The sequence below is a fragment of the Rhizobium indicum genome (assembly GCF_005862305.2).
In the GTDB taxonomy this organism is placed as follows: Bacteria; Pseudomonadota; Alphaproteobacteria; order Rhizobiales; family Rhizobiaceae; genus Rhizobium; species Rhizobium indicum.
Map to the genome: position 1 here is coordinate 342,404 of NZ_CP054022.1, position 25,984 is coordinate 368,387.

Annotated in this window: 26 protein-coding genes and 1 pseudogene; 12 read left to right on the plus strand and 15 right to left on the minus strand. The window is 60.0% G+C overall.

Going from position 1 to position 25,984, the window contains the following annotated elements:
• The 4 genes from FFM53_RS26020 to FFM53_RS26035 all read left to right on the plus strand — a co-directional run bounded on the left by FFM53_RS26020 (position 1) and on the right by FFM53_RS26035 (position 2,999).
• On the plus strand, positions 1-375 hold the full coding sequence (locus tag FFM53_RS26020) for a DnaT-like ssDNA-binding protein (RefSeq protein WP_138388896.1): 375 nt from the start codon (positions 1-3) through the stop codon (positions 373-375).
• A 155-nt stretch (positions 376-530) separates the two neighbouring features.
• Complete coding sequence (locus FFM53_RS26025) at positions 531-1,424, plus strand: DUF6502 family protein (RefSeq protein ID WP_138388895.1); 894 nt, start codon at positions 531-533, stop codon at positions 1,422-1,424.
• Complete coding sequence (locus FFM53_RS26030; protein ID WP_138388894.1) at positions 1,421-2,494, plus strand: DUF5666 domain-containing protein; 1,074 nt, start codon at positions 1,421-1,423, stop codon at positions 2,492-2,494. The genes FFM53_RS26025 and FFM53_RS26030 overlap by 4 nt, the downstream gene beginning before the upstream one ends.
• 256 nt (positions 2,495-2,750) lie before the next feature.
• A complete protein-coding gene (locus tag FFM53_RS26035) occupies positions 2,751-2,999 on the plus strand; it encodes a hypothetical protein (protein ID WP_138388893.1) in 249 nt (82 codons plus the stop codon).
• A gap of 109 nt (positions 3,000-3,108) precedes the next feature.
• On the opposite strand, the pseudogene FFM53_RS26040 reads toward FFM53_RS26035, so the two are convergent.
• Positions 3,109-3,219 (minus strand): annotated as a pseudogene (locus tag FFM53_RS26040) (type II toxin-antitoxin system VapB family antitoxin); the annotation flags it as partial.
• Positions 3,220-3,458: 239 nt separating this feature from the next.
• Between FFM53_RS26040 and FFM53_RS26045 the strand changes: the two are divergent.
• Together FFM53_RS26045 and FFM53_RS26050 are read left to right on the plus strand one after the other, a co-directional pair.
• Entirely contained in the window at positions 3,459-5,276 is a 1,818-nt protein-coding gene (locus FFM53_RS26045; protein WP_138388892.1) for a methyl-accepting chemotaxis protein, read from the plus strand.
• A gap of 115 nt (positions 5,277-5,391) precedes the next feature.
• Complete coding sequence (locus tag FFM53_RS26050) at positions 5,392-5,787, plus strand: DUF4112 domain-containing protein (RefSeq protein WP_138388891.1); 396 nt, start codon at positions 5,392-5,394, stop codon at positions 5,785-5,787.
• Between the two features lie 27 nt (positions 5,788-5,814).
• On the opposite strand, the gene FFM53_RS26055 is transcribed toward FFM53_RS26050, so the two are convergent.
• The 8 genes from FFM53_RS26055 to FFM53_RS26090 form a co-directional block, all read right to left on the minus strand.
• Complete coding sequence (locus tag FFM53_RS26055) at positions 5,815-6,771, minus strand: ROK family protein (RefSeq protein ID WP_138388890.1); 957 nt, start codon at positions 6,769-6,771, stop codon at positions 5,815-5,817.
• Positions 6,772-6,785: 14 nt separating this feature from the next.
• On the minus strand, positions 6,786-7,487 hold the full coding sequence (locus FFM53_RS26060; RefSeq protein ID WP_138388889.1) for a ribulose-phosphate 3-epimerase: 702 nt from the start codon (positions 7,485-7,487) through the stop codon (positions 6,786-6,788).
• 4 nt (positions 7,488-7,491) lie between these two features.
• Positions 7,492-8,301 carry an alpha/beta fold hydrolase gene (locus tag FFM53_RS26065; protein WP_138388888.1) on the minus strand — a complete coding sequence of 270 codons (810 nt, stop codon included), beginning with the start codon at positions 8,299-8,301 and terminating at the stop codon, positions 7,492-7,494.
• Positions 8,298-9,143, minus strand: a complete 846-nt coding sequence (locus FFM53_RS26070) for a sugar phosphate isomerase/epimerase family protein (RefSeq protein WP_138388887.1) — start codon at positions 9,141-9,143, stop codon at positions 8,298-8,300. The genes FFM53_RS26065 and FFM53_RS26070 overlap by 4 nt, the downstream gene beginning before the upstream one ends.
• Positions 9,143-10,219: a Gfo/Idh/MocA family protein gene (locus FFM53_RS26075; protein ID WP_138388886.1), complete on the minus strand. Its 1,077-nt coding sequence runs from the start codon at positions 10,217-10,219 to the stop codon at positions 9,143-9,145. The genes FFM53_RS26070 and FFM53_RS26075 overlap by 1 nt, the downstream gene beginning before the upstream one ends.
• 135 nt (positions 10,220-10,354) lie before the next feature.
• On the minus strand, positions 10,355-11,500 hold the full coding sequence (locus tag FFM53_RS26080; RefSeq protein WP_138388885.1) for an ABC transporter ATP-binding protein: 1,146 nt from the start codon (positions 11,498-11,500) through the stop codon (positions 10,355-10,357).
• Positions 11,501-11,840: 340 nt separating this feature from the next.
• Positions 11,841-12,788, minus strand: a complete 948-nt coding sequence (locus FFM53_RS26085) for a PfkB family carbohydrate kinase (RefSeq protein WP_138388884.1) — start codon at positions 12,786-12,788, stop codon at positions 11,841-11,843.
• Positions 12,789-12,791: 3 nt separating this feature from the next.
• Positions 12,792-13,592: a beta/alpha barrel domain-containing protein gene (locus FFM53_RS26090; protein WP_138388883.1), complete on the minus strand. Its 801-nt coding sequence runs from the start codon at positions 13,590-13,592 to the stop codon at positions 12,792-12,794.
• A gap of 245 nt (positions 13,593-13,837) precedes the next feature.
• On the opposite strand from FFM53_RS26090, the gene FFM53_RS26095 reads away from it, so the two are divergent.
• Positions 13,838-14,599 carry a DeoR/GlpR family DNA-binding transcription regulator gene (locus tag FFM53_RS26095; RefSeq protein ID WP_003550157.1) on the plus strand — a complete coding sequence of 254 codons (762 nt, stop codon included), beginning with the start codon at positions 13,838-13,840 and terminating at the stop codon, positions 14,597-14,599.
• Positions 14,600-14,691: 92 nt separating this feature from the next.
• On the opposite strand, the gene FFM53_RS26100 is transcribed toward FFM53_RS26095, so the two are convergent.
• On the minus strand, positions 14,692-15,510 hold the full coding sequence (locus FFM53_RS26100) for a sugar phosphate isomerase/epimerase family protein (protein ID WP_138388882.1): 819 nt from the start codon (positions 15,508-15,510) through the stop codon (positions 14,692-14,694).
• Between the two features lie 195 nt (positions 15,511-15,705).
• Here FFM53_RS26100 and FFM53_RS26105 point away from each other — a divergent pair, with 195 nt between their 5' ends.
• Together FFM53_RS26105 and FFM53_RS26110 are read left to right on the plus strand one after the other, a co-directional pair.
• Positions 15,706-16,854, plus strand: coding sequence for a Gfo/Idh/MocA family protein (locus tag FFM53_RS26105; protein ID WP_138388881.1), 1,149 nt, complete (start codon positions 15,706-15,708; stop codon positions 16,852-16,854).
• The gene (locus tag FFM53_RS26110; RefSeq protein ID WP_138388880.1) at positions 16,851-17,786 is read left to right on the plus strand and encodes an alpha/beta hydrolase; all 936 of its coding nucleotides are present in this window, start codon (positions 16,851-16,853) and stop codon (positions 17,784-17,786) included. Before FFM53_RS26105 ends, FFM53_RS26110 begins: the two co-directional genes overlap by 4 nt.
• A gap of 19 nt (positions 17,787-17,805) precedes the next feature.
• Here FFM53_RS26110 and FFM53_RS26115 read toward each other — a convergent pair whose 3' ends face one another.
• On the minus strand, positions 17,806-18,840 hold the full coding sequence (locus tag FFM53_RS26115; RefSeq protein WP_138388879.1) for a LacI family DNA-binding transcriptional regulator: 1,035 nt from the start codon (positions 18,838-18,840) through the stop codon (positions 17,806-17,808).
• Positions 18,841-19,413: 573 nt separating this feature from the next.
• Here FFM53_RS26115 and FFM53_RS26120 point away from each other — a divergent pair.
• The 3 genes from FFM53_RS26120 to FFM53_RS26130 all read left to right on the plus strand — a co-directional run bounded on the left by FFM53_RS26120 (position 19,414) and on the right by FFM53_RS26130 (position 22,539).
• Entirely contained in the window at positions 19,414-20,661 is a 1,248-nt protein-coding gene (locus FFM53_RS26120) for an ABC transporter substrate-binding protein (RefSeq protein ID WP_064655552.1), read from the plus strand.
• Positions 20,662-20,749: 88 nt separating this feature from the next.
• A complete protein-coding gene (locus FFM53_RS26125) occupies positions 20,750-21,688 on the plus strand; it encodes a carbohydrate ABC transporter permease (RefSeq protein ID WP_138388877.1) in 939 nt (312 codons plus the stop codon).
• A gap of 5 nt (positions 21,689-21,693) precedes the next feature.
• Positions 21,694-22,539: a carbohydrate ABC transporter permease gene (locus FFM53_RS26130; protein ID WP_138388876.1), complete on the plus strand. Its 846-nt coding sequence runs from the start codon at positions 21,694-21,696 to the stop codon at positions 22,537-22,539.
• On the opposite strand, the gene FFM53_RS26135 is transcribed toward FFM53_RS26130, so the two are convergent.
• From FFM53_RS26135 to FFM53_RS26150, 4 genes are read right to left on the minus strand one after another with little or no spacing between them, the layout of a single operon-like run.
• Positions 22,497-23,342, minus strand: coding sequence for an HAD family hydrolase (locus tag FFM53_RS26135; protein WP_138388875.1), 846 nt, complete (start codon positions 23,340-23,342; stop codon positions 22,497-22,499). The genes FFM53_RS26130 and FFM53_RS26135 overlap by 43 nt on opposite strands.
• On the minus strand, positions 23,339-24,124 hold the full coding sequence (locus FFM53_RS26140) for a DeoR/GlpR family DNA-binding transcription regulator (RefSeq protein WP_138388874.1): 786 nt from the start codon (positions 24,122-24,124) through the stop codon (positions 23,339-23,341). The genes FFM53_RS26135 and FFM53_RS26140 overlap by 4 nt, the downstream gene beginning before the upstream one ends.
• 9 nt (positions 24,125-24,133) lie before the next feature.
• The gene (locus tag FFM53_RS26145; protein WP_138388873.1) at positions 24,134-24,883 is read right to left on the minus strand and encodes a glycerophosphoryl diester phosphodiesterase; all 750 of its coding nucleotides are present in this window, start codon (positions 24,881-24,883) and stop codon (positions 24,134-24,136) included.
• 54 nt (positions 24,884-24,937) lie between these two features.
• Entirely contained in the window at positions 24,938-25,984 is a 1,047-nt protein-coding gene (locus tag FFM53_RS26150) for a sn-glycerol-3-phosphate import ATP-binding protein UgpC (RefSeq protein ID WP_138388872.1), read from the minus strand.

Genomic DNA, 25,984 nt, shown 5'->3' on the forward strand with positions numbered 1-25,984 from the left:
ATGCGGGAATTCAAGCAGTTGCAGATACCGGCCTTGGCGAAGGAGCCCAACACGACCTGTTCCGAAATCGTGGCGGAGGCGGCCTTCGCGCTTGCCTCCGGCATCATCGATACGATCCCCTTCGTCGGCAGCAAACTCGACGAGCAACAGACGCGGGCATGGCCGCGATCGGGTGTCTTCACGGATGACGGCGTCGAGATGACCGCTACGCCGCCTGAAATATTCGAGCTTTGCGAGTTGCTGGCAGCCCACATCGAGAAAGGCACCTCATTCGACGTTTTCGAGGTTTTCCACAAGATTGCACGCATCGACCGGCTGATCGACTGGCGCCACGGCGCAGTGCTGTCACCCGAGCCCCATCCGGTAACGCATTGACAGAAGACGCAAAATGTCTTCCCAATGGCGGCGCGTTCACGGCCGCGCCGCCAGCAAGCATGGCATAGGCTGGTCTTGCATAGGGCTTGTCCGTTGCGGCAGTCTGGACTTTCCCATAGGGGAGACTGAGGACGATTGCCGAAGGTCTGCCGGCAATGGTCTTTCAGAGACCGAGTGTGTTCTTGATGTCGAAGCCGCGCGCGAAGCTACCCTTCTCCGAAGAGACCTTGCAGTCCATGCTGATCCGCGTGCTTCGCCCGCTGGTCAAGCTCGCACTCGCCTCCGGCTTCAACTTCATCTCGTTTTCGACCGTTCTTCGCCGCCTCTATATCGAGGTCGCAGAGAAGGAATTCGCGCTGCCGAACAAGAACCAGACGGATAGCCGCATCTCGCTTCTGACCGGCATTCACCGCAAGGACGTCAACCGGCTGCGCGGTCAGGTGCTTGCGGCATCCTTCCTGACCACCGGCGTTTCGCAGACGAGCCGCATTCTCGCCAGATGGCTTGCCGATCCGTTTTATTGCGATGCGGAGGATCGGCCGAGCGCTCTGCCCCGGACCTCCAGCGACGGCGGTCCGTCATTCGAGAGCCTGGTGAGCGACATCACCAAAGACGTCCACCCCCGCTCCATTCTGGACGACTGGCTGGATAAAGGCATCGTTGTTCTCGATCAGAACGGCTGGATCCAGCTGGACCTCTCATCAATCGTCCCCAATGCAGGTGACGAAGCCCGCCGGCATTATTTTACGCGCAACCTCCGTGACCATGTGCAGGCGTCGGTCATGAACCTGATGAACGAGCCCCCCCCGAACTTCGAACGCGCCGTCCATTATGACGGGATATCACCTGTTCTGGCGGCCCGGCTCGACGAAATCGCGCGCGCGGAAGGAATGGCGCTGCTCCTGAAACTCAACAAGATCGCCCATCAGGCTATCAAGGACGACCCCGGCGGCAACAGCCGCTGGATCGCTGGGCTCTATGTCATGACCGAGGAGGGCGAGGCCGATCGTCAGACAGACGCCGCATCCAAGACGGAGACGGACGAATGACCCCGTCGGCGATCTCGAGAAGACAATTTCTGCTGGCCGGAATAGCGCTTCAGGTCCTGGGGCCCAAGATTGCCGACGCGCAGCCGACGGGCAGCAGCGATCATGGCATCGGCGGGTCCGGTCTTTCCATTCAGGGAGGTGGGGAGAACGAAGATCACGGGATCGGCGGAACGGGCATCGTCGGGACCATCCAGGGCTTTGGAAGCATCATCGTCAACAACATCCACATCCCGTTCAGTGCGACGACACCGATCGAAATCGACGGCCGACGGGTTCGCGCGAGCGCGATGAAGGTCGGTCATGTCGCCCGGGTGCTGCTGACGGGCAAGCTTGCCGCCCGCATTACGATCGCCAGCGAAGTCCAAGGCCGCATCGACCGGATAGACAAGACCGGCATGACCGTATTGGGGCAGACGATCGACACGACGGGTGTCGCGACCAAGGGCCTGCGCAAGGGCAAGCGGGTCGCCGTATTCGGCATCCGCAAACCTGACGGTACGATCATTGCCCGGCGCATCGAGCCCCGCTCCGTTTCCGAAGGCGCCCATGTTCGAGGCATCCCGGTCAAGAGCAGCAATCGCGTCCTGATCGGCGGCCTTTCGCTTGGAAGCACACATGGATACCTGGCCGGCAAGCAAACGCTCGTGCGTCTCAAGGCCGTCGCCGATCGATTGATCATCACGCGCATTCAGGCTGAACCCCTGGTCCCGGGCTTGAAACACGGCATCGTCAACGTCGAGACCTTCCGGCCGACGGATAAGGACGGGCCGGGCGCGGGACCCAGAGGTTCCGCGCCTTTCGGCTCGACGCCGCCATCTCCTGATGGTCATGGCTTCGTCGATATCGGCGTGCGGGACTCAAGCAGAATGACCGGCTTTCCCGACGGGCGCATTCCGGACGGCTTCGGTTCTCGACGTCCAGGAGGCCCTTCGGATCGACCGCCGCCCGATCGTTCGCCCTTCGGCAGAGGCGGGCCGGACCGAGATTTTTCCGCTCCGGATAGAGCGGGGCCGCCACCGCAGGACGGCCCGCCGCCACCGGGCCCAGGTCCAGGTCCGGGTCCGCACTGAAAACGCGGTCGTCTCCGTGTTGACAAATGGGAAAATTTCCCATTTATTGCTCATGCGAATTCTGCTTCGGGTGATTCCAGGGAGGGTTTGCCGATTGGCTAACGGGTCCGCCCCACACCCGCTAGCCAATCGTTTGATTTTCAATCGTTCTGAGACTGTCAAACCCATGTTCCTGAATCATCGCAGGGATGGCCGATCCCGCAGGCTGGATGGCGCCATCCGAACCAAAACGTCATCGCCCAAGAGGAATCAGGAATTGTTTTTGCTGGAACGCGAACCGGATATGTCAGTGGAGATGGACGAACCGACCATCGTTGCAACCTGGGAAAACCGCGCTCAAATCATCGAAATCATGAGCAGCGCGCACCAGACGAGCCAACAATTTCAACATCTTTGGCAGAGCAGCGGCGGAACGGGCCGGCTCAGTCAAGATGATACGGATAAGTTGGTCGAGCTGCTGCGAAAGATCGGCGACCTGAATGAAACTCTCATGCGATTGGCCTGAACGGCGTTTAACGCGCGACAATCGACCCAATCAGAAGCCAACCGCTTGACACTCTCCCGCGGAGCTTCGACACCAGGAGAAAGCACGGCAGGTTGCGAGTGCGTACTCATTCGAGAGCCTGCTCGACAATGTCGGCTATCGAGCGGTTTTCACGGCGGGCAAGCCGGTGAGCAAGATCACGCGCTTTTGCGCTTCGTACGGAAAGCGGAGGTTCAGCCATGCCGATCTCCTTTGCGATGAATGTAATGTCGCCTCGAGCCGTCACGATGGCTGGCGATGGTTTGGTACCACGGCTTAAACCTATCAACCCAATTTTGGACGGTTGCCCCAGACCTGAAAGAGCTGGCTAAAACCCCGACATCAAAAGAATTAACCATATTTCAGTGTTCTTGCCAAATAATGCCGTACGTAGATCAGGTCTCTCGAAGTAGAGAAGCCAAAAGTTATTTGGAGACAGTCTTGGCATTCACCATTGCTCGCAGTCTGGTGGCGTTCGGCGTCGCCGTTTCAGTAGGCCTTTTCATGTCGATCGGATTGCAGCAATCGGCGCTTGAACGGCTGAAAGTCAACGGGCCGGTTTATGAGCAGGTCGTCTACGGCAAGGATTTGATCGCCGATATTCTACCGCCGCCGCTATTTGTAGTCGAATCCTACATGCTCTCCTTCGAGGCGAGCAAATTTCCCGAACTCACCGACACCAATCTTGCCAAGATCGCAAATCTCAAGGCCGCTTACGACGACCGTCGCGCCTATTGGAAAACCACCCGGCTGCCGCAAGCCTTGAAGGACGAGCTTGAAAACGATGTCATCGCCAAGGGTGATGCATTCTGGGGGGTGATGAACCACGAGATCATCCCCGCCTTGAATGCCAGGGATGAAGACAAGGCGCATGGTGCGATCGAACAACTGCGCGTCGCCTTTCATTCGCATCAGGACGCGGTCGAGAAACTCGTTGCCAATTCCGACGCTTTCCTGAAGGGCGAGGAACGCAATGCGGCCTCGGAGATCGTGACCTGGACGATCTATGCGGGCGCTGCGGGTTTCGGATCGTTCGGACTATTGCTGGTGGGGCTCTATCTTCTGCGACGCCGGGCGATCGTGCCGCTCGATGGCATGAAGGCCTATATGGGCAATCTTGCCGAAGGCGATTTTTCGACCGACGTTCCCTATGCCAACCGTTCAGACGAGATCGGCGCCATGTCCAAGGCCGTGGCGGTATTCCGCCGCAACGCACTTGAGCGGCAGGACGCACAGAAACGTGAGACCGCACTTCGCGATGCGGAATTCGAGCGTGAACGCAGCCAGCTGGCCGAAAAGGCCGCCGAGGAACAGATCCGCGAAACGGTGATCGATCAGCTGACATACGGCCTGGAACAGCTATCGACTGGCAATCTCGATTGCCGGATCAAGACACCCTTCGCCGCCGCCTACGAGACTTTGCGCGCGAAATTCAACGACAGCATGGACGCGCTTTGCGCGTCGATGACCGAGATTGCCCAGACCTCCAAGCAAGTGGGCAACTCCTCGGCCGGCATCACCGATGCAGCTGACAGTCTTGCGTCGCGCACGGAACAGCAGGCCGCGATGCTCGAAGAGGCCACAGCCGCACTCGATGAAATGAATATCAAAGCCAAAGACGCCTCTGACCATGCCGGCAGGGCGACAGGCATGATGGCTCAGACCCGCACCAGCGCCGAACATTCGGCAGCCGTCGTTCGCGAAGCAATCGCCGCCATGGAAAGGATCGAAGGCTCGTCCTCCCAGATTGGCGCCATCGTCAACGTCATCGATGAAATTGCCTTCCAGACCAATCTTCTGGCGCTCAATGCCGGGGTTGAAGCCGCCCGCGCCGGCGAAGCAGGCAAGGGTTTTGCCGTTGTCGCACAGGAAGTGCGCGAACTTGCCATGCGCTCGGCCAACGCCGCCAAGGAGATCAGAGCTCTGATCTCCACCTCCTCGGCCCAGGTCTCCAGCGGTGTGGAGCTCGTCAACCGAACCGGCAAGGCGCTCCTGGAAATCGAAGGGCAGGTCGAGCAAGTTGCCGGCCTGATCGCCCGCATCGTTTCGGTGTCCTCCGAACAGGTGGTGGCGATCGGCGAGATCAACGCCTCCGTCAACGCGCTCGATCAGGTAACCCAGCGCAACGCAGCCATGGCCGTCGAAACCGCCTCGGCCTGCCGCGCCCTCGGCAGCCAGACACAGACACTGGAGGGGGTCGTCAACCGCTTTCAGGTCGATGCGGGAGCCAGCGGCTCAAGACCGCGAAAGGCTGCCTGACGCGCCGTCGATCTTCCTACCCGCTTCACAGGCGAACCTTATTCGGTTTGCATCGTTTCAAGGCAATGGAAATTCACAATGAGGCGCAGCGATTGCTTGCGCCAAAAGGCCGCTGATGCCAACCTCCACCCGCACGAAACACCTGACGTCCATCGAACTCGGAAGAATTCGGCGCGCCGTCGGCATAGCGCGCCTGATGGATACCGCGGTCAGACTGCCTGTCATCGGCGTGCGTATCGGCGCGGACTCAATTCTCGGCCTCATCCCCGCCATCGGCGACATTGCCGCATCCCTCATCGGTCTTTTCATCATCGATGAGGCAAGACGTCTCGGCATTCCCACCCACAAACTCGCCCGCATGGCCGTCAATCTCGGCATCGACGCCGCCGGCGGAACGGTTCCGCTGCTTGGCGATCTCTTCGACGTCTATTTCAAATCTCATCGTCGAAACGTCGGCATCATTCTCGACCACTTTGGGATCAGCGAAGACGAGTTGAACCGGCGCATCTGACCAAGCCTGTCGCCTCGAGGGTCTGGATCAGGTCCGAACGCCTTTCCCCGTCAGAAACGCCAGAGCCGCTGCGCCAACGAGGCCCGAGTTCTGATCCAACGCCGCCAGCACCACTTTGACATCCTTGAATGCCGGCATTGCCCATTGCGCGATGTAGCCTTGAATGCCCGGCTGCAGCCGGTCGAACTCGTGGGAAAGCCCGCCTCCCATCACGATGATATCGGGACTGAAGATATGGATCAGGCTGGTGAAGCCGCGACCGAGAATTTCCGCTTCCTCGTCAATCAGTTGATTTGCGAGACGATCGCCATTTCTTGCCGCCGCAAAAACGCTGCGGCTGTCGATGGCGCCGCCATCGCTGCCGATTGTCGTCCCGCTGGATTCCATCGCCCTCATTTGGGCGCGGCGCGCAAAAGCCGTTCCGGATCCGTAGGCCTCGAAACAACCCCTGTTGCCGCAGGGGCAAGGCTCTCCGTTCGGCACGACCGACATGTGCCCGACATGGGCTGCCATGCCCTTGCGGCCGCGCACGACGCGACCATCCGACACAACGCCACCGCCAATGCCGGTGCTCACGGTGACATAGACCAGATTGTCGAGCCCTTTGCCGGCTCCGAACTGCCACTCGCCGATGGCGGCGGCAATCGCATCGTTCTCGAGGTCGACCGGAAACGGAAACCGCTTCTGCAACTCCGCCTTCAGTGGAAAGTCGACAAAGCCTGAGAGCGTCGGGATATTCGAGGCGACGCCGGCGACCGTATCGAGTGGACCCGGAGCGGATACGCCGACGCCCACCACAGAAGCGGGGTTCGATGCTGCAAGCAGTCCATCGGTCAGGCCGCAGATTTGGGCGAGCACGCGGTCGGGGCCTGCCAGCGCATCCGTCGGTTCGGCTGCGCGCGCCAGGATCCTGCCCTGCTCGTCGACGAGGGCAGCGCGCACCTGCGTCCCACCGAGGTCGATTCCAATGGCAACCTGCTGCATGTGAAGACCATGAGTTAAAGTGCGCGCACCCATGCCATCCGCTCGTCGAGCGATGGCGCATTGAAAGCCAGGGAACCGAGGACGACCGTCTCCGCGCCCGACTGGCGCAGAAGCGGCACGGTGTGCTCGCGAATACCGCCGTCGGCCGCCAGCACGATCCGATGCGCTGCACCGCAGCCGCCAATGATTTGCTTTGCCTGCTGAAGCCGCGCTCCGGCTTTTTCGTCGAGACCCTGGCCCTTCACGCCGATCGCCGTGCCGAGCAGCGTCACAAAGCGCAGCCGGGAAGCATATTTCTCGACGCGTTCGACAGGGGTGTCGACCTTGAGCACCATGCCGGCGGCCACACCGCGGCGATCGAGAAGATCGAGCGCCTCGGCGGCGACGCTTTCGTTTTCAAAATGAAGACTGATCAGGTCGCTGCCCGCATCGGCGAACTGCTCGATCTGCGACAGGAGGATGCTGTCGGCGACCATCAGGTGAACATGGATCGGGCGCGAAGACACTTTGCGCACGCCGGCAACAAGATCAGGGAAAAACAACATTGCCGGCGCGAAATGGCCATCGGCGACATCGATATGGAGGATGTCGACGTGAGGATCGACACGCGCCAGATCGTCCGCCAGATGCACGAGATCGGCCGACCAGACGGAGAATTCGGCAATCAGGCGATCTTTCGGAAGATCGGCGATCCAGGTTTTGGAGGGGGTCGTCATTGTTTCAGAGCTCCTTCAGAAAATTGCCCATGGCAAGCCGGAAGTCGGCAACGTATTGCGGGCGGCTCTCGGTCTTCGATGTGATCTGCACCAAACGCGCGCCGGCAATCCGCTCGGCAAGAGCATGCGCATGGCCAAGAGGATGAATGCTGTCCCGATCATGGCCGATAACCAGCGTCGGTACGGTGAGATTGCCGACGTCCTCGTCGGTCACATCAGGACCGTCATTGGAAATCCTGGTGAGCAGTTCGGCGGTCACATCCAAAGGCGTGCGGGAGAAAAAGCCGGCAAGCGAGGCCAGATTGTCCGGCGCCTCGGCGGCGAGCCGCACGCCCACCGGCCCGGCCAGGAATGCTGTCTTTGCGTCATTTGGCGGCAGATTTTTCAGAAGCCGGCCGACTTCGGCGTTGGGTTCCATATTCTCCGGCGCGGATGCCGTCAGCCAGGCCGGCCTTGCGATGATCAGTGCCTTGACAAGATCGGGCCGCTTGATCGCGAGACGCAAGGCGATCGCCGCGCCCATCGAGATGCCGCCGATCACGATCGGCGGCGTAAGGTTCTTTTCGATATAGGCGGCGATATCATCGCAGAAGGTCGCGATCGACAACCGCTCCGGATGGCCGGCCCGGGAATGGCCGTGGCCGCGCGCTTCGATCGTAACCCGGCGAAAACCTGCGTCGAGCGGAAAGACCTCATCGGTCTGCGCCGCGTCTCCGCATAAGCCATGCTGAAATATGACGGCCGCGCCTTCGCCCGCCATATCGACATTGAGAATGGTTCCGTCGCTGGTTTCGAACGGTTCGGCCCGTCTCATCTTCCTGTCCCCGCGGGTTCCCCGTCGAGGTTAGTCTTCAGGAAAGCCGCCGCACCGGCCGCCTCCGAAGCCGAAAGGCCATGCGTGACAAGACTGCCCTCAAAGCCGATCGCCTTGAGACGGCCGAGATAATGCGCGTAGTCGAGGACACCCTTGCCGGCAGTCGCGAAACTACCGTCCGGATTGCGATCTTTCGCATGCGCCATGACGATCCGATCAGCCAGAAGGTCAATGGCGGAAGAGACAATGTTCCGCTGCTCATCGAGCGTCGTGACCTCGAAGAGATTGGCCGGATCGAGCACGATCTTGACGCGGGGGCTCTTCAGCGCCGTGATCAGCCGATACGCCTTCTCAGCCGAGTTGACGACGTTGGCAAGCTCGGGCTCGATGCCGAGATCCACGTCATAGCGCTCGGCGATCTCGATGGCTGCCCCCATGGCTTCGAGGAGATCCCGCCAGGCCTCCGGCGTGTCGTTGTCGGCATGCGCCTTCCACTGATCGATGGGGTCGCGTGTGCCGGTGCAGAGCGTGATCAAGGTCGTCGACATGCTGGTGCTGCGCTCGGCCAGAGTCGCGAGGTTGCGAAGGCCGGCCTCGCGCACGGCGGGGTCCGGATGGATCATGTTGAAAGTGCCCGAAACGGCAACGATCTCGACGCCGCTCTCGCGCGCCGCTTCGGCAACTGAGCGGGCCTGGGCTTCCGTAATCGTCTCCGGCATCGGCGAAAGGCCGGAGCAGGCCATATTGTATTGGGCGCAGGTGAACCCGGCGCCAGCGACCGAGTTGAGAACGGTTGCGGGTTCCGTTCCCTCGAAGGTCTTTGCGAAGATGCCGAGCTTCATCACACGCCACCCGTGACGTCCGACAGCGCAACCGCCTTGCCGCTTTCGACAGAGCGCGCGACGGCGACCATGGCCCGGACGGATGCCAGGCCATCATCGATGTCGGCGCCTTCCATCACGGCGCCATCCAGAATGGTGCGGGCGAAGCCTTCGACCTGACGGCGATAGAAATGGCCGTCGGCACCGAGAACGCGATGGGTGGCGCCGTCCGCTTCCCGGAAAATGTCGACCTCGCTGGTCTTGTAGTACCACGGGTTATAGGTCTTGCCCAAAATGCTGCCGTTCTTGCCGTAGATCTGGAAGCCTTCGTGCCAGTCCATGCGCACCTGGACGGTGAGATCGAGATGGCCGAGCGTGCCGGAGGCAAATTCCACGTCCACGAACCAGCACCAGATGCCGGCTCGCTCGGACAGACGAGCGTTGACCGAAACAATGTCGCCGGCGAAATAACGTGCCGTGTCGATCAGATGGCAACCGTGCGCAAGCATATAGTAGCGCCGCAGGTCGGCTTTCGGATTGGCGGAGGGCTTCTTCGCATTGGCGCTGGTGACGATCAGCGGCTGGACCGCATCGGTCATCGGATAGCGGTGCGTGCTGTCGCAATACCATGCTTTCAAAGCGACCATCTCGCCCATTTCATCGCGGATGAAGGATTTGGCAGCTTGGAGCCCCGCGTCGAAACGCTTCATATGCCCGACCTGAAACACCTTTCCCGACGTGTCGACCACAGCCTTCAGTTCGAGGCATTCCTCAATAGTGACACCGACGGGTTTTTCGCACAGGACATGTTTGCCCGCCTGAAGGGCGCGAAGGGAAGCCGGGACGTGAAAAGCGTCGGCGGTCGCGATAATCACGGCATCGAGGTCGGGATCGGCCAGCATCTTGTCGTAATCGTCATAGGTTTTTTCCGCCCCATGGGTGATTGCCATACGTTCGCGGAGATCTTCGGCAACGTCGCAAATCGCATAGAGGTCGGCATTGGCTGCCTTCGTGCAGCTTTCGAAGTGCGCGGCCTGGGCAATCTGGCCCGCTCCCAATACGCCGATGCGGAGACGTCGTTCCTGTTTTGCTGGCATCGATAAGCCCTTTAAGTCGGATACTGAAGATGAACGCTGGTTTCGGCGTTGGGTGGAATGCTTTCAAGACATCAAACGTCGCCGACGGCTTCTGGCCGGGCCGCGACCGGCGCCTGCCGGCTTTCCCTCGTCACGTCACAGCGCCATATGCGTTTGAGGATGGAAAAAGTGCAGTTTCGCCGGGTCGATGGCCAAATCGATCGATTGGCCTGTCTCGACCGCGCTGACGGCTTCGAACCGTGCGACCGCGTTGGCGGCCCCGCTCAGGTCCTCGACGGCATCGGGGTCGCCTGAGTCGATCCGGACCGCGTCGATCTTCAAATGCACGATCAGTTCGGACCCAAGCTCCTCGATCGACTTCACGACAACCGGGATCGTCGGATGGGAGGCTCCAGACGGCAACCGGCTGTCGTAGAGGTCCTCGGGCCTGACCCCAAAGATCACGTCCTTTCCCTCGAAAGCGGATAGACCGGGAGCACGCTCGAAGGCGCCGCCGGACAAGGGAATGGAGAAGCCCGGCAGATGGATCCGTCCACTCGCCAGACGCCCTTCGAAAAGGTTCATCGACGGCGAACCGATAAAGCCGGCGACAAACGCATTGACCGGGCGGTGATACAAAGCCTTGGGCGTATCCACCTGCTGCAGCACGCCGCCCTTCAGCACCGCGACCCGATCGCCCATGGTCAGCGCTTCGGTCTGGTCGTGCGTGACGTAGATCGTCGTCACGCCCAGCTGTCTCTGCAGGCTTGCGATCTCTGCCCGCATCTGAACACGCAGCTTCGCATCGAGGTTCGAGAGCGGTTCGTCCATGAGGAATGCCGCGGGCTCGCGGACCATGGCGCGGCCCATCGCAACACGCTGGCGCTGGCCGCCGGAGAGCTGTGCGGGCTTGTTGCCCAGCAAGGGCTCCAGCTGCAGGATCTTGGCGATCTCGTGCACGCGCTTGCTGCGTTCGGCCTTGTTCTTTCCGGCCAGCTTCATTGAAAAGGCGATGTTGTCAAAGACGGTCATGTGCGGATAAAGCGCATAGCTCTGGAAGACCATGGCAATGTCCCGGTCCTTGGGCGCGAGATCCACGACGTCCTGACCGCCGATGCTCAATGTTCCGCTGCTGATTTCCTCGAGCCCGGCAATCATGCGCAGAGCGGTCGATTTTCCGCATCCGGACGGCCCGACCAGAATCAGAAACTCGCCATCATGGATCGTCAGGCTCAGATCCTTGATCGCATGGTAGCTGTTTCCATAGGTCTTGCAGATTTTGTCGAGTACAACCACAGCCACGTCTCGTCCTCCCGTACCAGTCCGGAGCATATCTTCAGACGGCGCTCCCCGCCGTCTCCGATCCTTTTGACAAGAAAGCTCAGGCCTGAGCTTCAAAGTCAACCAAAGAATCGAGGATAGTTCGCCGCAGATTGCCAGCCGTTCCTAATATCTATTTGAAAAATATCGATCTTTTACAAGAAATTAAAAATAAACTGCGGAATTATATTTTTTATCGCGCGTAACTTTTGTGATCGAAGTTGCCGCTGTTGAGAGATCGCTCAAAGCGATTCAATGCCAAGTCAGCCTTGAGGCTCTGCTCGGGCAGTCGACCGGTGCTGGCACCCATCGCCGCCCGCGCTCATTTTTGGCATCCCGGCATCGGCATCGGCATCGGCTCAGGCGCATTCTCCGCCGCCATCCATGCCAGGCACATCAGGTGATCTGGCAGGCCTCGGCGCCCTCCCCGTGCGGTCACGGAAATGGCGGCAGCCGCCGTGGCATAGGCAGTGCAATCAAGCGGGCTCTTACCCCTCGCGAGGGCAAGAGCGTAGGCACCGTGAAAGCAATCACCGGCGCCGGTCGTGTCGACCGCCTGAACCTGGTAGGCTGGCAAATGCCAGCGGATGGCATCGCCTTTCTGGCGGAGGTAGGTCCCTCGCTCGCCATCGGTCAGGACAACCGCGGACCGATCCCCGGACCAGAGTTTGTCCAGGATCATCGTGGGATCACCCTCGCCGGTGTACTCCCGCCCGAAGGCAAGCGGCAGCACCAGATGATCGGCAAAAGCCAGGATCCGGTCGGTCGCGGCGCCCACCGTCCATTCAATATCGGCAATCACGGCCAGACCCAGGGCGCGTGCGCGCGCCACGACGTTTTCCGAGTGCGTGGCATAACCATCGATCAACAGTACCGGGGCTTGCATCAGAACATCATCGGGCAGCGCATCCGACGTGCCGTGCAGCACATCGTCGTCATAGGCGATGAACCGGTCGCCGTCGGGACCGACCGTGATCACGGAGCGGATCGGCGCAGCATCCGCGTGGCGGGGAGCCAGCGATATGTCGACACCGTCCCGCTCGAGCTCGCTGCCCGCCACGTCGGCCGTTGTCTCATCGCCGAGCCAGCCGATGAAGCCGGCCCGCCCGCCGAGCCGGGCGACGGCAACAAGGGCCGTCGCCACGTTGCCGCCATGGTCCGTGGTGCGCTTCGTCACTTTCCCCTTGCCGGCCGTCAGCCCCCGATCGACATAGATGATGTCATCGATTGCCAGGGCGCCGAAGCCCAGAACCTGGAAAGGGCGCGACACGTCTCAAGCACCGGCCGCCGCCAGCGCATCCTCCGGCGTCATCCCCTTATGAATGACCAACTTGAAGGCGCGTGCAGCCATGGTCGTATCGCCGTGACCCCAGAGGTTGCGACCGACGACCGCGCCTTTGGCCCCAGCGCGCAGTGCTTCCGACGTCTGGACGAGCGCCCCGAGCAGCGTATCGGTCTTCGGGCCGCCGGCGATCACGACTGGAATCGGGCAGGTCGCGACCGTCTCACGGAAGGATTCGAAATCGCCGGTGTAGCCGACCTTGATCACGTCGACACCGGCCTCGAAGCCGATGCGCACCGCATAGGCAATCTCATCCGGCGTGAATACGATCTTGCCGCCATCTGTGAAATCGCGGGGATAGACATGGGCGACGACCGGCATCTCGAAGCGGGCAGCGGCGTTGACCGTATCGGTGAGCCAGCGGATATACTCTCCTTCTGTGGCGCCGCGCACGGGAATGGCGACAGCCAGTGCGTCCGCACCATAACGCACCGCGTCTTCCGGGGTCGCAATGAGCTGGCGAATGCGGTCGTCAGCCGTGAAGCAACCGCCCTGAATGACCAGCGCTGCCTTTCCGGCATATTCCGACCACAGGTGGCGCGCCGCGCCAGGCTGGATGCTGATGTAGTCAGGCCCCCCAGCCATGACGCGTCTGAGCGCACCCGGCAGATCGGCAAGCCCGCCCTCACGCACATTGCCATAACCGACAAAATGATCGACGGCGCCTCCGAACAGATGACCCGATGGGTTCGAGAACAGGCGTGCGAGGCGGACTTTGGTTCCGAGACCCATGGCGATACTTCCTTTGTGATTGCCGGCTTTGCGATTGCTGGCGCCGATGCTGGGGGAACCCTAACTCGAAAACAAACAAATATTCAATATTTCGATTTCTTTCGTTTTTACATGGATGATGAATTTTTGACGTGCATTTTCGTCATCATGCGGCTATTTTTGTAGCAAGCGCCGTAGGATAAGGCGGTGAACTTTCGTTTTTCAAAAGCCATATGATCGCAAAGGGCGACAGGTCGGGATCACATATGCTTGCAGAACAGAGGCGGCAGCAGATCATGCTGGAACTTCAACGGGTCGGCCAGGCACGCACCCGCCAGCTCGCGGAATTCTTCGAGGTCTCGGAAGTGACGATCCGCTCCGATCTCGAAATCATGGACGCCAAAAAGCAGTTGATCAAAACGCATGGCGGGGCAATCGCCCTGCCGTCCGACTCTCCGGCAGCGGCTTTCGAGGAACGCATGCAACGCAATTTCGATGCGAAGCGACGCATCGCCCAGATGGCTGCGCGACAGATCATCGATAACCAGTCGATCGTCTTCGACAGCGGTTCGACGCTGTTGCAGGTGGCCATGCAGATGCCACCGGTCAACAACGTCGTGGTTGCGACGACGGCAATGAACATCGCCCAGCATCTGATGTACCGGCCAGGGCTCGACGTGCACATGATCGGCGGCCGCGTGTTTCCCAGCACCGTGAGCACGATCGTACAGGACTCCGACAAGGCGGTCGGCGGGCTCGTCGCCCACCAGGCCTTTGTCGGCGCCCACGCGATCGATCAGGCCTTCGATGTCGTCGATGTCTCCGAGGACGTGGCGCGGACCAAGCGCAACCTGGTTCGCATGGCCCGGCGTGTCGTCCTCGTGGCGGATTCGAGCAAATTTGACATCGGCGCCTCCTCCAAAGCCTTCTCGCTGTCACGCGTCGATCTGATCATCACGGATAGCAACATGCCGCACAGCATCCGTCACCGGTTGGACAAGCTGGGCGTGGAGGTTCGCTACGCGTGATCTGCAGTCCACCTGTCCATTTCAAAAGAGAAACGGGAGAGGCTTTGGCGCGAGCCGAAGGCCCCGGCCGATGCCGGGGAAAGCGAGATGGGCTAAAATCCCAGACGTCGAAGCGTCTCGCGGTTCGCGCGAACGGCGGCGGAAGGATCGGTTCCGGCATGGTCCGATTCTTCTTCCACCACGATCCAGCCGATAAATTGCGGCGCATTGCGAACGGCCGAAATCACGGCAGGCACGTCGCAGACGCCTTCGCCGAGCATCGCCCAGGTCCCGCCGGCGTCGACATCCTTCAGATGCACGTAACGGATCCGGTCCCGGTGGGCCGCCAGCGTGTCGCCGATCTGCTGGCCGCCACGCAGGATATGGCCGGTATCCGGCACCCAACCCACTTGTGGATCCAAGAGAGCAAACAGCTGATCATAGTCGTTCCGCGTGAACAGCAGCGTGTTGTGGTGCGAGGAAGGATGGACAGCTACAGTGACGCCAGCCGACTGTCCAATCTCGGTCGCACGATTGTAGCACTCGGCCGCAATGGCAAATTTCTCATCGCGTGGACCATCCGAGACAACCGTCGCCGATCCCATCGATACCATCGCACCGGGAAAGTTCGCCGCGAAATCCATCCATCGCCGCGCCGTTTCGAGATCGGAGGCAATCTTTTCCGCCACCGTGAAGCCGCTGGCGGAGCCGAAGGCAAAGGAAACCAGCGCCAAGCCGGCATCCGTCAGGGTGCGGGCAAAGTCGGCAGGCTTGAGCGCGTAGTGACCGATCATCGTATCGGTAATTTCGAGACCGGCATATCCGCCATCGGCAATGGCGCGCACCAGATCATCCGGACCGCCGCCCCAACCCGTGCCCAGCATCTCCCAGGTGAATGTTTGGCAGCCGATCTGCGGCTCAGCATTTTTCATATCGCGGTCCTGACCTATTCGTTGATGACAGCCGATACCGAAGCCGGCGGTCTCTTCAGCGGGGATTGCGACGACAGCGTCTTGCCATTACGTACGGTCAAATGTTACCGTGCGTCAATATATTTTATTCCTTGCGATTAAAATGTAACGCACCCTCAACCCTTCGCACCCGCAACGGCAAAATCAGGTTCTTCGATGACACAGACCAATGGCATGAAACTCAGGATCGGCGTTGTGGGATGCGGCAACATTTCGCTCGCCTATATGCGCAACGCGCCGCTGTTTCGCGGCGTCGAAATCATCGCCTGTGCAGACCTCAACGCAGACGCCGCCAAGCGCCGCGCAGCTGAGTTCGATCTGCGTGCGGCTGACGTCGATAGCCTCATCGACGACAGGAACATCGACCTCATCCTCAATCTGACGATCCCGGCCGCGCATTTTGACGTTTCGATACGGGCGCTGTCGGCGGGCAAGCATGTCTTCACGGAGAAGCCGCTCGGAGTCACGGCCGCCGAAGGACGCCGGTTGGTGGATGCCGCCGCCGTAAAGGGCCTCATGCTCGGCTCGGCGCCAGACACGTTCCTGGGGGCGGCCGGACGCCATGCCCGGCGGCAGATGGAAGCCGGCGCCATCGGCAAGCCGGTGACCGGGACAGCCTTCATGATGGGGCGCGGCATGGAGCACTGGCATCCGGATCCCAGCTTTTATTACCAGGCCGGCGCCGGCCCGGTCATGGATATGGGGCCTTATTATCTGACGATGATGGTCAATCTGATGGGGCCGATCCGCCGTGTGCAGGCCGTCGCCACAAGCGGGCAGGAAGAGCGGCTCATCACGGCGGAGGGACCGAAGCAGGGCACCACGTTCAAGGTCGGCACGCCGACCAGCGTGCTGTCGTTGCTGGAATTCGATTGCGGTGCCACGGTCACCTTCGGCACCTCCTGGGACGTCTTCCGCCACTCCAATCACCCCATCGAGCTCCACGGGACCGAAGGCTCGCTGCGTCTGCCCGACCCCGACAATTTCGGCGGCTCCGTCGCGCTCTCCAGCCGCGGCGCGCCCTGGCAGGAAACGGATACATCAGGCGAACTCTTTGGCGCCGTCAACTGGCCGATCGCAGCGCCTGATCGCGCCAACTACCGCATGCTGGGCCTTGCCGATCTCGCACGCGCAATCATCGAGGGCCGTGCGCCGCGTGCTTCGGGCGATCTCGCTCTCCATGTGCTCGAAGTCATGGAAGCGATCCTGCGTGCCGGTGAAACCGGTGTCGTGCAGACCATTCCGGGTATTGTCGCGCAGCCAAAAGAATTGCGGGAAGACGAAGCGAGGAGTTTGCTGGCATGACACAACTGGATGAATCCGCCAAACGCGCGCTTGCATGGCCCGGCGATCCGGAAACACCGGTCGAAAGTTGTACGCCGGCGCTGGCGCGGCAGCAATATCTCGATAGTTTCGCAGACATCCAGCGGCCGCTCGAAGACGTGGCCGAGATCCTGGAAAGGCATGTGGGCGCCATCCGGTTGAAAATATGGCGCGGACGGACCGCGCCGCGCCAGGGCGCTCCGTCCTTGCTTTATCTCCATGGCGGCGGCTTTGTGATCGGCGCGCCGGAAACCCATGAGGATATCTGCCGGGCGCTTGCCAATATGGCAGGCGCCGTCGTCGTCTCGCCCGACTATCGCCTCGCCCCGGAACACCCCTTTCCCGCTGCCATAAACGATTGCGCCGCCACACTCGTCTGGATGACGGAGCAGGCGGATGCGCTCGGCATCGATCCCTTGCGAATTCTCGTCGCCGGCGATAGCGCCGGCGGCAATCTGGCCGCCGTCGTCGCCCTGCTGGCGCGGGACGGACAGGTGCCGGCTGTCATCGGACAGGTGCTGATCTATCCGGTGACCGACCAGTTGCAGACAACCGACAGCTACTCACGTTACGAAGAGGATTTCGGCCTGACGGCCGCAGCGATGAAATGGTTCCGAGACCACTATCTGCCGGACGCCGCGAGCCGGTCGGACTGGCGAGCCTCACCGCTGAACGTAGCGTCGCTGGCGGGCGTGGCGCCGGCTCTCGTGATCCTTGCCGGATACGACGTGCTGTTCGACGAAGGGGCCGCTTATGCCGAGCGGCTCAGTACCGAGGCGAAGGCAACGACCCGGACCTGGCCCGGACAGATCCATGGCTTCGTCTCGAAGCGACGGGCCATTCCGGAGGCGCAGGAGGCTCTCGAGGTTATTGCTATGGCATGGCGCGCCATGGATCCTGCGCTTGCCCGTTGAGGCGGGAACCTGCCCAGTCTCAAGCCGAGTCGCGCATGACCAGCGTTGCCTCGAGGATCACCTTGTTCGTCATAGGGGTCGTCCCATCATCCTCGCTTTCGATATGCGCCAGCAACAGCTCTACGGATTTCGCGGCGATCTCGGGCGCGTTCTGGGCCATCGTCGTCAGCGACGGACAGGTATATCGGCTCAGCGGGTGGTCGTCGTGCCCGGCAATGCGTACGTCGCACGCGTCACTACGGCCGATTTTCAGTCCCGAAGCGAATGCGGCAGCCATTGCTCCGAAAGCGAAGCGGTCATTGGCGCATAGCAGCGTTTTGCCGGGAAGGCCGCCTTTGGCAAGAATTCTCTGCATCTGCTCGTATCCGAGACGCTCGAATTCCCAGGAAGGTGGTGCGTCGCAATCGATGACCAGCGGAGCATGCCCTTCCCTCGCCATGGTCGCGCGATAGCTCTCCTGCCGCTCGCCGGCATTTTCGGTCAAATGCGGAATCTCCAGGAATATCGGTGGCTCACCGGACCGGCAGAGATATTGCACAATGGCTGCCATGCTTTGCGCGTTATCGTTGCCGACATAGGGAAGGTCAGCGCCGGCAGGGTTGTCGAAGCAGACGACGGGGATTGCGCCGCTTAGTCTTTCCAGCGCGGAACGGCGTGAACCGGCTCCGAGCGGCGCCACGATCGCGCCTGCAACCTTCAGCGACAGCAAGGTCCGCACGGCCTCCGCCTCCAGCTCCGGCCGCGTATGCGAAGAGATCTGGACGGGCCAGAATCCCTTTTCGCGCAACTCCAGCTCGATCAGCGACACGACCTGCACATAAAAGGGATCCGACATGGTCGGGACCAGAATCCCGATATTCCTGGTACGCTTGCGATTGAGATGCCGGGCGAAAAGGTTCGGCTCGAAATGCGACTTCTTGAGAGCCGCCTCGATACGCTTGCGGGTCACCTCCTTGATCTGTGAGGGATCATCGAAATATTTCGACAAGGTCGGACGCGATACGCCGGCGGCAGTCGCGAAGTCGTCCATCGATTTATAATTTTTCTTGGCCATTCAATTCCTTACTGCCGGGACGACGACAACTGATCGGGAATGACTTCACGCAACGGCCGATCCTCTGACGCGCCAAATCACGCATTCGGCAATTTGTACAGGTGGTCTTCGTATCCTGAATCGTCGAAAACCACCGCGTAAGCCGGCGTGATCCGTCATTTTTGGTGCGGGCCCTGCCCTCCCTTTCGAAAATCGAAATATTCCCTTCACTGCGACTTGCGCCATTTGCGCCGCGTGGTTGCAAAAGGTGCTTGTTTCAGCGCCCCAAATTCGAAAATTTGCAGTGAAGACGCCGGGTTCCACGCTTTTCATTTTGTTGGGTAAACTTTCATTTGTTTACGAAAGTAAAGAAAAAATGCGTCACAAGCAACACAAATGCTGCAGAAAAATACCGATGATGTCAATCGGTTTTATTATTTTTTATCAATGATTTAACTCGACACACGCCGTGAATGCCGGCCTCCCATCTCTTCCCGATCGCAGTTCTTCATTGACAGCTGGGGGCTTCAGGGAACCTACTTTGCCTACGATCTTGAGGAGGATCGATTAACTGACAATCTTTGGGAGGCACAGATGAATATCAGAAAATTCGGCGTGACGATGCGGGCTGCCGTGGCGGTATGGGCGCTCTGCGCCACATCGGCGTTTGCCGACACCACCATCGAGTTCATTCAATGGTGGGAACCCGAAATGCCGTCGGGCGCTCTGCGCGGCATCATGAACGATTTCGAAGCCAAAAACCCCGGCATCAAAGTGACGCTGGTCAGCGGTCCCTATGCCACGACGCGTGACCAGATCGTCGTCGGTGCAGCCTCGGGAACGCTCAGCGACGTGGTGGGCCTCGATGGTGCCTGGGTAAACGGGCTCTCCAAGCAGGGCGCGATCGCCTCCATGGACGAACTGATGGAGAAGGCGAAATACGACAAAAGCCAGATCACCGATATCGTCAAGGTCGATGGCAAGAGCGTGATGTTCCCGCTGGCATCCTTCGTCTATCCCGTCTTCGTGAACCTGGATATCGCCAAGGCGTCCGGCGTCGACAAGCTGCCGACGACGCGCACGGAATTTGCCGAAGCCGCGAAGAAAATGACCGACGCCTCGAAGAACCAATACGGCTGGGTCCTGCCGCTATCGCTGCAGTCTCCGAGCGGAATCCAGAACGACGTCATGTCCTGGGTCTGGGCCTCCGGCGCCTCGATGCTGAAGGACGGCAAGCCTGACCTCGAAAATGAAGCAGTCGTCGGCACGCTCGACTATATCGCTTCCCTCAACAAGGAAGGCGTTATTTCTCCCGGCATTTTTGCCAAGAAGGAACAGGACAAGGTCGAGGAATTCGTCAATGGCCGCGTCGGCATGATGGTCGACTCCCTCGCCCATGTGAACCTCATCCGCGAGCGTAATCCGAAGCTCAATTTCGGCATCTCCGCTTTGCCGGCCACGGACGGCTACACCGGCAAGCGCGGCATGCCCTATGCGTCCTGGGGCATCGGCATCAGCGAGGGCAGCCAGCACAAGGAAGAAGCCTGGAAGCTCGTCGAATACCTGATGAGCCCTGACGTCAACGGCCGTCTCGTCTCGATTGCCAATGCCTTCCCCGGCAACGTCCATGCCAAGCCGGACTTCGTGGCCTCGGACCCGATCTTCGCGGAAGCCTTCAAAATCTTCCAGAGCGGTTATCCTGCAAACGAATTCGTCGGCCTTCCGGTTGCCGAAGAGCTGATGCGCGACATGAACGTCGAAGTTCAGAAGATGTTCGACGGCGGGCAGTCAGCCAAGGAAGCAGCTGCCAATACCGAGAAGGCTTGGCTGGCGAAGTTCTAAGCACGTCGCTTTCACGGATCACCGGCAGCGCAACCAGGCGCTGCCGGTGCAAGTCGTCAAATTTCGGCAGAATAGAAAGTCACAGCTCATGAATCATTCGGCTACGGCTCTGGTCGCTGCGCACCCCAAAGCGCGAAGAAAAGGATGGCTTCGTTACAGCACCCTGAGGAAGCTGGTGCCGTATTTCTACGTGTCGCCGGCGACCCTGCTGCTTGTCCTGCTGATGCTGTTTCCCATGGTGATGGTCTTCAAATATTCACTGATGGACGGCGCCATCATGAAAAAGGACGCTGCCTTCGCGGGCGTCCAGAATTATATGACGATCTTCGAGAATCCGGTCTTCTGGCAGTCGGTCGCGCAGACGCTTTATTTCACGATCATGAGCGTCGTCTTCCACTTCATCATCGGCCTGGCCTTTGCGCTGCTGTTGAACACCAACCGCGTCGATCCGCTTATTCGCAGCATCCTGCGTGTGCTCTTCATCCTGCCCTGGCTGTTTACCGCCGTCATCATCGCCATCATCTGGCGCCTGCTGCTCGACCCGAACGGCGTCGTCAACAGCGTGCTGATGGCGCTCCATATCATCAACTTCAAGGTCGAGTGGTTTTCGTCGACGCGCACCGCCATTCACGCTTTGACCTTTGCAAACATCTGGGCGGGTTATCCGCTTTACATGGTCAGCCTGCTCGCCGGCCTCCAGGGCATTTCGAAGGAGCTTTACGAGGCGGCCGGCATCGACGGCGCCAACGGACTCCAAAAGTTCTGGTACATCACCATTCCGCAGCTGATGCCGATCATCATCAGCATCGCGCTTCTCGATTTCATCTGGACGATGCAGGTTTTTCCGCTGGTATGGATGACGACGGGCGGCGGCCCGATCTATTCGACGGAAGTGCTCTCCACCTTCACCTACAAGCTCGCCTTCTCCCAATATGAATTCTCGCTGGCTTCGGCGAGCGCGATGATCATCCTCATCATCTCGATGAGCGTCACCTATTTCTACATCAAACACCAGCAGCGCAGGTGACCGCCATGGCAAAGCGTTCCTTCAAGAGCTCCCTATTGCCGACCATCCTGACCTATCTCGGTCTGGCGATCGGCCTGGTTTTTTCGGCTTTTCCGATCGTGTGGATGTTTTTCAGTTCGCTGAAATCGAATACCGAAATCTTCGCCCTTCCGCCGCGGCTGTTGCCGGATGATTTCACGGTGGCCGCCTATCTGACGATTTTCAACGATCCGGTGAAAGTGCGGTTCTTCATCAACAGCTACTTTGTCGCCGGCGTCGTCACCGCCCTGACCCTCCTCGTCGCGATCGTGACCGCCTACGGTTTCAGCCGTTATCAGTTCCGGTTCAAGAACACCTTGAACATCTTCATCATCAGCACCCAGACCGTTCCGCCGATTACCCTTCTCATTCCCTATTTCGGAATGGTGGTCGCCTTCAGGATCTTCGATACCTATCTGGCGCTGATCCTCACCTACATGGTCTTCACCCTGCCTTACGCCGTCCTTCTGATGACAGGCTATCTCAACACCTTGCCGAAAGAGCTGGACGAGGCCGTCCTGGTCGACGGCGGCTCGAGCTGGACGGCCCTATGGCGCGTCATCGTTCCGGTCTCCATCCCCGGGATCGTCGCCACCGCGGTCTACACCTTCCTGCTGGCGTGGAACGAATTCCTCTTTGCGCTGACGCTGACAAAGTCGATGGACCTCAGAACCGTTCCGATCGGCATCCAGCTTCTGATGGGCCAGCACGCCTTCGAATGGAACGAGATGATGGCGATGAGCGTGCTCGGTTCCCTTCCCCTTCTGGTCCTTTACCTGGTTGCTCAACGCTACTTCCTGGCAGGCATGACCGCCGGCTCAGTCAAAAGCTGATGAGACGTCTCAGAACCTGCGCCAGCCGCGTTCAAGATTGTTTGGGCAATATCGGCAAAGCCAAGCCCGGCGGGCTGCGAGGAGACCCATTTCGGCGCGTGTTGCAATTGTGAAAGAACCGGGATGATGTTGTTGACCCCGAAGGAGTTGCGGATAAAGCCAAACATCGGTGCATCATTTCGAGAGTCACCGACGAAGGCGGTCACAGCGGCTGTTTCATCGGGATCGACACCAAACATCTCGGTTAAAACGCGCTCGCTCATCGAGCGCTTGTTGTAATCACCGATCCAAGTGTTGATGTGAATGGAGCTGATCGCAACCGTTCCGCCAATGGCTTTTATACTGGATGCGAGATCCTCGACCTCACGCGGGTCGTGACCCTGAATATCGATCGCGACGTCCGCCAGCCGAAAGACCTGGTCGTGGGCAATTCTGAACGCCGCGCCCCTTCGCGAGACCAGCTCTTCGATTGCCTGGAGGTGCTGACGCTGGCGCTCGGTCTGGAGGGCGGCGTCCTCCCAATAGTCGAAGACGACTGCACCGTCCCGACGGGTGACACAATATGCGCCACTTTCGCCGATGACTGCGGCCACCGGCCAGGCACGAACGATATGTTCGCACCAACCGGCGGAGCCGCCCGTAACCGGCACGACGGCAATACCCGCCCGGCTGAGATCCCAGAGAGCTTCGTAGGTTTGCGGCAGAAGCTTGCCTTCGGTGGTCAGGGTATCGTCGATGTCGGTGAACAGGTAGCGCACATCCTGTAACTCACGAGCTGATGGCGCCAGGTCTACGTAGCTCATGTCATGTCCTCGCTGCATGTGACCACGTCCAAGCCGCTCTCGGCGAGGGCATTGATGGCGGCCGCTTCGCCAGGCAACCGATCGGTGTAAAAACGGGTGAGTTTGCTGAATGGCGCCACACGCACGGAAGCGTTTCGCGTCCACTTGCTGACGTCGGCGGCCAGAATCTGCGTTTGCGAATTCTCAAGGAGGGCATTGGTGATTTGGGCTTCGCTATAGCTGAAGTCCATCAGACCGTTGAGCGGGCTTAAAGCGCCTGCGCCGACGACTGCGTAAGTCGCATAGAATTTTTCGACGAACTTGATCACATCCGTGCCCACCACGTCGCGATCGTCGTGACGCAAAAGACCACCCGTCAAATGGACCTCGACACTCGGCGCGTCGCAAAGGCTCAAAGCGACGTGGATGTTGTTGGTGATCACCGTCAGACCCTGGTGATCACGCAACGCCTCTGCAACGAACCGAACCGTGCTGCCGATCCCCAGGAACACTGTCGCCTCTGCACCTATATCGGAAGCGACGCGCTTGGCGATCAGCCGCTTGGCCCGCCGATTGAGCTGGGCGCGGGCATTGAGCGAGATGTTGCTGCCCTCGACCGGTAGGTCGACGCCGCCGTGGAAGCGCCGCGCGTGCCCGAGATCGCATAATGCATTGATATCGCGGCGGATCGTCTGCGTCGTCAAATCGTACCGGCGCGCCAGCTCCTCGATGTACTGAACACCTTCCGCTTCGATCAGCGCGAGGATCTCACGTTGTCGGCTCGATATGATCCGCTGCCCCATCGCCGCTCCTTACGTGAGGTAGACACTGGGGTCGTCTGTTATCACACCGGTCAAACCAACATCCCAGAAAGATGCGAGCCGCCTGGGATCGTTGCAGGTCCACGCCCGCACCGAGATGCCGCGACGCACGGCCTCCTCGAGAAACCCGATACTCAGTGCCTTGTAGTCGAGATGGATGGTCTTTGCGGGAATCGACCGAAGGACATCCAGCCAATCCGCAGGCAACTTGCTCCACAGCATGGCGAGCTCGTAGCTTGGATCAATCTCGTGCATTCCCTTCAACGCAGCGGCATCAAAGCTCGAGATCATGATCTTGGTGTGCGCCGCCCGCGCCTTCAGATGTTGATCAACGACTTTGACCAGTTGGTCGAGTGACTTGTGATGGGCATGCTGCTTGATCTCGACATTGGCGTTGAGGCCGAGTTCGCCAAGCGCCGAAACAACGCGGGCCAGCGTTGGCAGTGGTTCACCTTTGAATTTAGGGCTGAACCATGAGCCCGCGTCGATGGCTTCGAGATCCGATGCGGTGAGGTCGGCAAGATTTCCCTTTGACGAGGAACAGCGATCGATAGAAACGTCGTGGATGACGACCGGCGTACCGTCGGCAAGAAGTGCAACGTCGAGTTCGACCCACTCCGCGCCTTGTTCAGCGGCCGCCCGGAAAGCGGCAATGGTATTCTCGGGCGCTATGGCAGAGGCGCCTCGATGCGCCTGAACTTCACTGCGTCTCGGGCCGGATCGCGGCTCTACGGTCGTCATCGTCTCATCACTTTCGTCGTCTTCTGGGTGGGATGGAGAAATAATAAACCGGAGTCAATCGGTGCGTTTTCCGGTATCGCTGTTGAAAGGGTGCATCGCGCCGACACGTGCGAAGACGTCGACATTTGCGTTCTCGGCAAAATCCGGACGCCCCGGTACGGTCAGGACGACCGTCTGCTGGCTCCCACCCAATCGCACATGCAGATGGCTTTCTCCCCCAATTGGCTCGAGCAACTCGACCGTTGCATTGAGACGAACGGAAGGCTCAACCGGCTTGGTGACGAGCAGCGCGTCTGGGCGAAGACCGACCATGTCGGTGCCGGCGGGCAATGCCAGGGCACTTTCGCTGTCGGCTGCCCTGAGGACGTCGATCGGCACAAGATTCATAGGCGGTGAGCCGATGAAGCTGGCGACAAACAAACTCGCCGGGCGATCGTAGACCGCCACGGGCGTGCCGACCTGTTCGACAAGTCCTCCGTTCATGACGACCAGCCGGTCTGCCAGCGTCATCGCTTCAAGCTGGTCATGGGTGACATAGATGCTGGTGGTCTTCAGGCGCCGTTGCAGCCGGCGTATTTCAACGCGCATCTGTACCCGCAATTTGGCATCGAGATTGGACAGAGGCTCATCGAAAAGGAAGGCGGCCGGCTCGCGAACGATGGCGCGCCCCATCGCAACACGCTGGCGTTGCCCGCCGGACAGTTCGCGAGGCTTACGATCCAACATCGGCCCGATTTCGAGGATCTCGGCCGCCTCCGCCACACGGCGGTTGATTTCCGCCCGTTCGGTGCCGCGATTTTTCAAACCATATTCGAGATTTCCGCGCACGGTCATATGCGGATAAAGCGCGTAATTTTGAAAGACCATGGCGATATCGCGGTCGGCGGGCTCTGCCTTGTTGACATTGCGGCCGGCAATCTCGACGTGGCCCTCGCTGATGGTTTCCAGCCCGGCAATCATGCGAAGCAAAGTTGACTTGCCACAGCCGGACGGGCCGACGAGCACGATGAGTTCGCCATCCGCAACAGACAGGTTGATGCCTTTGACCGCCGGAACGGCACCATAATTCTTCTTGACGTCGATGATGTTGATCGTTGCCAT

What these genes read in the sequence shown, in the direction of transcription:
- FFM53_RS26025 (WP_138388895.1), top strand. Translation starts at nt 531, where the DNA reads ATGGTCTTTCAGAGACCGAGTGTGTTCTTGATGTCGAAGCCGCGCGCG.
- FFM53_RS26125 (WP_138388877.1), top strand. Translation starts at nt 20,750, where the DNA reads ATGAATCATTCGGCTACGGCTCTGGTCGCTGCGCACCCCAAAGCGCGA.
- FFM53_RS26095 (WP_003550157.1), top strand. Translation starts at nt 13,838, where the DNA reads ATGCTTGCAGAACAGAGGCGGCAGCAGATCATGCTGGAACTTCAACGG.
- FFM53_RS26065 (WP_138388888.1), bottom strand. Translation starts at nt 8,301, where the DNA reads ATGAGACGGGCCGAACCGTTCGAAACCAGCGACGGAACCATTCTCAAT.
- FFM53_RS26105 (WP_138388881.1), top strand. Translation starts at nt 15,706, where the DNA reads ATGACACAGACCAATGGCATGAAACTCAGGATCGGCGTTGTGGGATGC.
- FFM53_RS26030 (WP_138388894.1), top strand. Translation starts at nt 1,421, where the DNA reads ATGACCCCGTCGGCGATCTCGAGAAGACAATTTCTGCTGGCCGGAATA.
- FFM53_RS26135 (WP_138388875.1), bottom strand. Translation starts at nt 23,342, where the DNA reads ATGAGCTACGTAGACCTGGCGCCATCAGCTCGTGAGTTACAGGATGTG.
- FFM53_RS26110 (WP_138388880.1), top strand. Translation starts at nt 16,851, where the DNA reads ATGACACAACTGGATGAATCCGCCAAACGCGCGCTTGCATGGCCCGGC.
- FFM53_RS26100 (WP_138388882.1), bottom strand. Translation starts at nt 15,510, where the DNA reads ATGAAAAATGCTGAGCCGCAGATCGGCTGCCAAACATTCACCTGGGAG.
- FFM53_RS26060 (WP_138388889.1), bottom strand. Translation starts at nt 7,487, where the DNA reads ATGACGACCCCCTCCAAAACCTGGATCGCCGATCTTCCGAAAGATCGC.
- FFM53_RS26070 (WP_138388887.1), bottom strand. Translation starts at nt 9,143, where the DNA reads ATGAAGCTCGGCATCTTCGCAAAGACCTTCGAGGGAACGGAACCCGCA.
- FFM53_RS26145 (WP_138388873.1), bottom strand. Translation starts at nt 24,883, where the DNA reads ATGACGACCGTAGAGCCGCGATCCGGCCCGAGACGCAGTGAAGTTCAG.
- FFM53_RS26050 (WP_138388891.1), top strand. Translation starts at nt 5,392, where the DNA reads ATGCCAACCTCCACCCGCACGAAACACCTGACGTCCATCGAACTCGGA.
- FFM53_RS26130 (WP_138388876.1), top strand. Translation starts at nt 21,694, where the DNA reads ATGGCAAAGCGTTCCTTCAAGAGCTCCCTATTGCCGACCATCCTGACC.
- FFM53_RS26115 (WP_138388879.1), bottom strand. Translation starts at nt 18,840, where the DNA reads ATGGCCAAGAAAAATTATAAATCGATGGACGACTTCGCGACTGCCGCC.
- FFM53_RS26140 (WP_138388874.1), bottom strand. Translation starts at nt 24,124, where the DNA reads ATGGGGCAGCGGATCATATCGAGCCGACAACGTGAGATCCTCGCGCTG.
- FFM53_RS26120 (WP_064655552.1), top strand. Translation starts at nt 19,414, where the DNA reads ATGAATATCAGAAAATTCGGCGTGACGATGCGGGCTGCCGTGGCGGTA.
- FFM53_RS26150 (WP_138388872.1), bottom strand. Translation starts at nt 25,984, where the DNA reads ATGGCAACGATCAACATCATCGACGTCAAGAAGAATTATGGTGCCGTT.
- FFM53_RS26075 (WP_138388886.1), bottom strand. Translation starts at nt 10,219, where the DNA reads ATGCCAGCAAAACAGGAACGACGTCTCCGCATCGGCGTATTGGGAGCG.
- FFM53_RS26090 (WP_138388883.1), bottom strand. Translation starts at nt 13,592, where the DNA reads ATGGGTCTCGGAACCAAAGTCCGCCTCGCACGCCTGTTCTCGAACCCA.
- FFM53_RS26055 (WP_138388890.1), bottom strand. Translation starts at nt 6,771, where the DNA reads ATGCAGCAGGTTGCCATTGGAATCGACCTCGGTGGGACGCAGGTGCGC.
- FFM53_RS26020 (WP_138388896.1), top strand. Translation starts at nt 1, where the DNA reads ATGCGGGAATTCAAGCAGTTGCAGATACCGGCCTTGGCGAAGGAGCCC.